The sequence below is a fragment of the Streptomyces sp. B8-7 genome (assembly GCF_058833805.1).
In genome coordinates this window covers 36,759-43,687 of record NZ_JBYRRL010000009.1, presented here as the reverse complement: position 1 = coordinate 43,687, position 6,929 = coordinate 36,759, and the positions used below count along the sequence as shown (strand labels likewise).

At 69.9% G+C, this 6,929-nt stretch carries 4 protein-coding genes; all 4 read right to left on the bottom strand.

Annotated elements, in window-relative coordinates:
- Window positions 1-2: 2 nt before the first annotated feature.
- Complete coding sequence (locus tag AC5K6T_RS31590) at window positions 3-1,571, bottom strand: IS1182 family transposase (protein ID WP_493214460.1); 1,569 nt, start codon at window positions 1,569-1,571, stop codon at window positions 3-5.
- Between the two features lie 100 nt (window positions 1,572-1,671).
- On the bottom strand, window positions 1,672-2,508 hold the full coding sequence (locus AC5K6T_RS31585) for a hypothetical protein (RefSeq protein ID WP_493214457.1): 837 nt from the start codon (window positions 2,506-2,508) through the stop codon (window positions 1,672-1,674).
- Window positions 2,509-2,704: 196 nt separating this feature from the next.
- Entirely contained in the window at window positions 2,705-5,599 is a 2,895-nt protein-coding gene (locus AC5K6T_RS31580; protein ID WP_493214456.1) for a vitamin B12-dependent ribonucleotide reductase, read from the bottom strand.
- Between the two features lie 336 nt (window positions 5,600-5,935).
- A complete protein-coding gene (gene nrdR, locus AC5K6T_RS31575) occupies window positions 5,936-6,499 on the bottom strand; it encodes a transcriptional regulator NrdR (RefSeq protein ID WP_493214455.1) in 564 nt (187 codons plus the stop codon).
- Between the last annotated feature and the right edge of the window lie 430 nt (window positions 6,500-6,929).

Here is a 6,929-nt window from a genome sequence, read left to right as displayed (position 1 = left end):
GGTCAGCCGGCCGCGATCGCCCAGTTTCCACCGGCTGTGGACGTGACTCCGAGCGCGCCGAGCCGGGCGATGTTGACGGCGGCGGCCAGCAGGGAGAAATCGGCGGCGATCTTGGCCCGGCCGCGCACGCGGGCGCGGCGTCCGCCGTGCCGCCGCCGCATCAGGTGGGCGATCTTGCGTTCGACCTTGGGCCGGGTGGCCCGGTAGGCGGCCAGCCAGGCCGGGTCGGCGCTGCGCGCGCGGCCCCGGGCCAGGTGTTCCTCGTGCGGGCCGATGCTGATCACGCGGCCGTCCTTGGCCGTGGTGCAGTGGGCTGCGAGCGGGCAGGTGGCGCAGGCGGCCCGGAAGCGGGCCGCCCCGCCGCCGTCGCGGTGCGAGCGGATCACGGCGGTCACCTGGTTCGGGCAGGTGACCTGCCCCGCTTCCAGGTCGATGCTGAAGGCGTCCTTGGAGAACCGCCCGCCCGGCGCGTTGGCCGCCTGCACCTTGACCATCACCTCGACGCCGGCATCGGCCAGCTCGGCCAGCAGCGGCCCGGTCCCGTAGGCGGCGTCACCATAGACCTCGGCCTGCTCGGCCTGCTCGGCCGGGGTGGCCGGGGTGGCCGGCTGGAGGATGTCGTCGAGCAGCTCGGCGGCGGGTTCGGCGTCGCCGACGTTGCCCGCGGTGACCGCGGTCGCGGTGACGATCTCGCTGTCGGGGTCCTCGGCCACATGACCCTTGTAACCGTCGAAGGAGCGGCGGACGGTCTTGTGCCCGTGCCGGGCCTCGGGATCGACCGTGGAGATGACCCGGTCGCGGGCCACCTTCCGGGCAATCCTGAACACCCCGTCGTCCTCTTCCAGGTCCTGGCCCAGCACGATGGCCAGCAGGCGTGCGGCCTGGTCCACCTCCTGCCCCAGAACCCGCCCCTCCAGCACGGCCAGCACCGCGAACCCGTCACGGGCCCGCGAATCGATCAGGGCCTCCCGCTCGGCCGCGTCCGTCCAGTCGATGGCCGGCTTGGCCGCACTGGTGTAGGCGTCCCCGCTGGAGATCACCGCCCGCAGCGCGGCCCGCAGTACGTGATCGGCCGCCCGCAGCAGGCCACGAACCGCCGAACGGATCAGCGTGATGGTGTCCTGCGTCGCCACCGCGTCATAGACGGGCGCTGAGTCCAGCACCCGCCTGCGGCCCACCAGCCCCGCTTGAGCGGCCACCTCCACCGTCCGCTCGAAGATCCGGTCCGGGCGGGCGGAAGCGGCCAGCCGCGCCCGCATGTCCACCAGCACGGTGTGCACGAACCCCGGATGATCGAAGTCCAGCCCGCCGGCCGCGTACTTCCAGCGCACATCGAACGCGAACCGCTCGACCGCCTCACGATCGGACAAGCCCTCCAGACGCTGCAGGACCATCACCACCGCCACGATCATCGGCGGCACCGACCTGCGACCGTCCTCCGCGAACAGATCCGCGAACATCTCATCCGGGAACAACGCACCACACTCACGGTGCAGCACCGCATAGACCGAGTTCGGCGCCAGCCGACCCTCGCAGAAACCCGCCGTGGAGGAGAGCAACCCCGGCTGCATCGGAGTCCGGCCCACCGCCATCGCTCAACCTCTCCCCACACCCAGCGACCAACACCCGGCAGCCTGGCACAGATCGAAGAGCCAACGCGAGCCCACACGATTAACACCAGTCACCTAGGACCGCTCTCGAATGGGGGTAGCGAGCGAGGGTGAGGCCCATTCCCCCGCAGTCGCTCATCAGATGGAGCAGTCGACCGATGTGGTCGACCATCTCGCTGTCGGTATCGAGGTCTGCAAGCGCCTCATGGAGTCTGGCGACTGTCGCGACCTTGCCGGCGAAGTATCCGTTGAGGAAGTCGCCGTCGCAGGCCCTGCGAAGCAGCCATGGTCGGGCAGCCGGATCGTCGAGTCTGCAGAGAGCTTCGACGACATAGACGCGCCCCCAGCCGGTGACTCGCTCGGCAAGCCAGAGCAGGGCCTCAACTCCTCCTGGCCGACTCTCGAAAGCATGCGCCGCCAGTGGCCCGAAGCGGTTGGAGAGCAGTCCGATCGTTTGAATCAACGGGATGTCATCGGCTGTTCCCACGGCAGCGAGCAGGGCCAGTCCCACGGTGACCGAACATCGGTCGGTGCCATGTCGCACCAGCCAGCGGCCTGTTTTACGAACGCGCTCTCTGTCCGCCTGCTCGGCTGCAGCGGCGATGTGCTCGTCGGGGTGGATTGGGATGTAGACGTCGTGGAAGGCATCGGCCAATTCACCCGGAAAGGCAGAGGCCCGCGCGAAATGTGCGTCGAGGATGAACGCCGCGTCCTTGCCGGCCGAGTGCCGGTCCTCAGGTGTTCGCGGGCCTTTCCGGTGACGGTGCGACCCGTCGTCGGGGTACGGCTCCCCGTCGCGATGAAGCGGCTCCCCCGGAGCCAGCTGATGCAGCCGGAGGGCATGGTCGAACAGCGTTGTCGGTGATCCGGGCAGTTCTATCCCGGCCGTCTCGCTCATCGGCGGACGGAGGACTCGATTCTCTTGATCATGTCCCGGAGGATGCCACGACAGCAATCGCAGCGACAAGCCCTCGACGCGGCGGCGCGTTGCATCAAACACAACAGCCAGGCATCACATGCGCCGAAGGCGGTGGAGCCGCGAAACCGACTCCACCGCCCTGGCCAGGCAATCTATGCCTCAGCGGCGCCCGGAATCAGCTGCAGCCGCTCGTGGAGCCGCAGCCCTCGCAGATGTAGCAGGAGCCGGCTCGCTGCATCTTGGTCCCGCAGGAGAAGCAGAGCGGGGCGTCGGCCTGGATGCCGAGCTGCATCTCGACCAGTTCGGCGCTGGTGTGGGCCTGCTGCGGAGCGGGCTTGGCCGCCTCGGTCCCGGCGGCCTGGGGTGCGGCCAGCGCCTTCAGTTCCTGGGCCCGCGGCGCCGACTGGGCCAGGCCCTCGACGTCGACGTCCTCGTCGTCGAGCGGCTCGTAGGACCCCGTCTCAAGGTGGCGCTGACGCTCCTCGGCGGAGTGGATGCCGAGCGCGGAGCGGGTCTCGAAGGGCAGGAAGTCGAGCGCCAGGCGGCGGAAGATGTAGTCGACGATCGACTGGGCCATCCGCACGTCCGGGTCGTCCGTCATCCCGGCCGGCTCGAAGCGCATGTTGGTGAACTTCGAGACGTACGTCTCCAGCGGCACGCCGTACTGCAGGCCGACCGAGACGGCGATGGAGAAGGCGTCCATCATGCCCGCGAGGGTCGAGCCCTGCTTGGACATCTTCAGGAAGACCTCGCCGAGGCCGTCGTCCGGGTAGGAGTTGGCGGTCATGTAGCCCTCGGCGCCGCCGACCGTGAAGGAGGTGGTGATGCCGGGGCGGCCCTTCGGCAGGCGCTTGCGGACCGGCCGGTACTCGACGACCCGCTCGACCTTGGCGGTGGCCTCCTCGGCGGGGGCCTCGGCCTTCTTGTCGTCGTCCTTCCTCTTCGCCGACAGCGGCTGGCCGACCTTGCAGTTGTCGCGGTAGATGGCGAGGGCCTTGACCCCCAGCTTCCAGGCCTCGAAGTAGATCTCCTCGACCTCCTCGACGGTCGCCGTCTCCGGCATGTTGACCGTCTTGGACAGGGCGCCGGAGATCCACGGCTGGATCGCGGCCATCATGCGGACGTGGCCCATCGGGGAGATGGCGCGCTCGCCCATGGCGCAGTCGAACACCTCGTAGTGCTCGGGCTTGAGACCCGGGGCGTCGACCACGTTGCCCTGCTCGGCGATGTGGGCGACGATCGCCTCGATCTGCTCCTCCTGGTAGCCCAGGCGGCGCAGAGCCTGCGGGACCGTGCCGTTGACGATCTGCATCGAGCCGCCGCCGACCAGCTTCTTGAACTTGACCAGGGCGAGGTCGGGCTCGAGGCCGGTGGTGTCGCAGGACATCGCCAGGCCGATGGTGCCGGTCGGGGCGATGACGGACGCCTGGGCGTTGCGGAAGCCGTTCTTCCCGCCGAGGCGCAGCACGTCCTGCCAGGCCTCCGTGGCAGCGGCCCAGACCGGCGTGTCGAGGTCGTCCATCCGGACGGCCGCGCCGTTGGCGTCGGCGTGCTGCTTCATGACGCGGTTGTGGGCGTCGGCGTTGCGGGCGTAGCCGTCGTACGGGCCGACGACCGCGGCGAGCTCGGCGGAGCGGCGGTAGGCCGTGCCGGTCATCAGGGACGTGACGGCGCCGGCGAGGGCGCGGCCGCCGTCGGAGTCGTAGGCGTGGCCGGTCGCCATCAGCAGGGCGCCGAGGTTGGCGTAGCCGATACCGAGCTGGCGGAACGCCCGGGTGTTCTCACCGATCTTCTGCGTCGGGAAGTCCGCGAAGCAGATGGAGATGTCCATCGCGGTGATGACGAGCTCGACGACCTTGGCGAACCGCTCGGAGTCGAAGGACTGGTTGCCCTTGCCGTCGTCCTTCAGGAACTTCATCAGGTTCAGCGAGGCGAGGTTGCAGGACGTGTTGTCCAGATGCATGTACTCGCTGCAGGGGTTGGAACCGTTGATGCGTCCGGACTCCGGGCAGGTGTGCCAGCGGTTGATGGTGTCGTCGTACTGGATGCCCGGGTCGGCGCAGGCCCAGGCCGCCTCGGCCATCTTGCGGAAGAGGGACTTGGCATCGACCGTCTCGATGACCTCGCCGGTCATCCGGGCGCGGAGGCCGAACGCGCCGCCGGCCTCGACGGCCTTCATGAACTCGTCGTTGACGCGGACCGAGTTGTTGGCGTTCTGGTACTGGACGGACGTGATGTCGTCGCCGCCCAGGTCCATGTCGAAGCCCGCGTCGCGCAGGGCGCGGATCTTCTCCTCTTCGTTGACCTTGGTCTGGATGAAGTCCTCGATGTCGGGGTGGTCGACGTCGAGGATGACCATCTTCGCGGCCCGGCGGGTCGCGCCGCCGGACTTGATCGTTCCCGCGGAGGCGTCGGCGCCGCGCATGAAGGAGACGGGGCCCGAGGCGTTCCCGCCCGAGGAGAGCAGTTCCTTGGAGGAGCGGATGCGGGAGAGGTTCAGGCCGGCTCCGGAGCCGCCCTTGAAGATCATGCCCTCTTCCTTGTACCAGTCGAGGATCGACTCCATGGAGTCGTCGACGGACAGGATGAAGCAGGCGGAGACCTGCTGCGGCTGGGGCGTGCCGACGTTGAACCAGACGGGGCTGTTGAAGCTGAAGATCTGGTGCAGGAGGGCGTGGGCCAGTTCGTGCTCGAAGATCTCGGCGTCGGCGGGCGAGGCGAAGTACCTGTGGTCCTCCCCCGCCTTCCGGTACGTCTTCACGATGCGGTCGATCAGCTGCTTGAGGCCGGTCTCGCGCTGCGGGGTGCCGAGAGCACCGCGGAAGTACTTGCTGGTGACGATGTTGACCGCGTTCACCGACCAGAAGTCGGGGAACTCCACGCCGCGCTGCTCGAAGTTGACCGAGCCGTCGCGCCAGTTGGTCATGACGACGTCACGGCGCTCCCACCGGACCTCGTCGTACGGGTGCACGCCAGGGGTGGTGTGGACGCGCTCGATACGGAGCCCCTTGCCGGCCTTGGCACCCTTGGCCCGGGAGCCTCGTGCCGGTCCGCTCGCCGTCTCTGTCATGCCGCCTCCCTGTACGGGCGAAAACGCCCTGAAATGCCCCGATGTTCCCGTGGCACGATGTTCTGTGTCTGGTGCTGCGGGCGCGCACATGGAGCCCGCAGCAGGTCTTCTCGCGGCCGACGCGATCCGGTCGGCCCCAGCCGTCCCGATCCGTCCGCCGTTCACTTCCGGCCGTCGGCGCCGGTCCTCCGTCGCGAGCCGCCTGCCCGCTCCGTCCGCCGTCCCGATCCGTCCGCCGTGCCGGTCCGGTACGCCGTCCCGGCTGCTCTTCCGTCCTCGCTCGTCCGCCGCCCCGGTCCGGCCGGCCGGGCCGCGTGCAGGCCCGGCGCGTCGCCGTCAGCCGGCGGACCGGGTGGCGGCGGGGGCACGGACGGCGTCCGCGTCCCCGCCCCGGTGTTCGTCGTCGTGGTTCCCCCGGTCGGCCGTCGACGGGGCCTCACCGCCGGCACCGGGGCAGCCGGCCCGTCTCAGCTCCACGATGGCGGCCTCGAAGTCCTCCAGAGAGTCGAAGGCGCGGTAGACCGACGCGAACCGCAGGTAGGCCACGAGATCGAGTTCCTGGAGGGGACCGAGTATGGCCAGGCCCACGTCGTGGGTGGTGAGCTCGGCGCTTCCGGTGGCCCGTACGGCCTCCTCGACGCGCTGGCCGAGCTGGGCGAGCGCGTCCTCGGTGACGGGCCGCCCCTGGCATGCCTTGCGGACGCCGTTGATGACCTTCGTACGGCTGAACGGCTCGGTGACCCCGGACCGCTTCACGACCATGAGCGAACACGTCTCCACGGTGGTGAACCGGCGAGTGCAGTCAGGGCACTGACGGCGCCTGCGGATCGACGTGCCGTCGTCGGTCGTACGGCTGTCGACCACCCGGCTGTCGGGGTGCCTGCAGAAGGGGCAGTGCATGGATTCCCAACCCTCCTCACAGCAGACTCAACAACCCCAGGAGCCCTGCGGGGCCCCTCGAAGCAGCCACAAGCATAGGTGATGCCGGAGGGCGCGAAGCACCAGGGGACCACAACTTGTGGGCTGCTGCCGCAATCCAACCACTACATGTGGGGCTTGGCCCATACACGCACGCCGAACCGCGTGTCGCCCCGAGCCGCCGGCGGCAGGACGCCCGCGCCGCACGGGAACGCCGCCCCCCGGGCCCCCTCACCGCGGGCCGGCCCGCAGCGGCGGCGCCCCGCACCGGCTCAGGCGCCGCCCTCCGGGGCATCCGAGGCACCCGTGAGGCCCGTGACGCGCCGACACGCCTGCGGCCCGCGGAGGACCCGGGGCGCGCGAGGCGGCACGGCTACCGTGGGTCCACCCGCACGCCCCGCGACGGGAGCGG

Coding starts and splice junctions, on each gene's coding strand:
- AC5K6T_RS31590 (WP_493214460.1), bottom strand. CDS start 1,571: ATGCAGCCGGGGTTGCTCTCCTCCACGGCGGGTTTCTGCGAGGGTCGG.
- AC5K6T_RS31580 (WP_493214456.1), bottom strand. CDS start 5,599: ATGACAGAGACGGCGAGCGGACCGGCACGAGGCTCCCGGGCCAAGGGT.
- AC5K6T_RS31585 (WP_493214457.1), bottom strand. CDS start 2,508: ATGAGCGAGACGGCCGGGATAGAACTGCCCGGATCACCGACAACGCTG.
- nrdR (WP_493214455.1), bottom strand. CDS start 6,499: ATGCACTGCCCCTTCTGCAGGCACCCCGACAGCCGGGTGGTCGACAGC.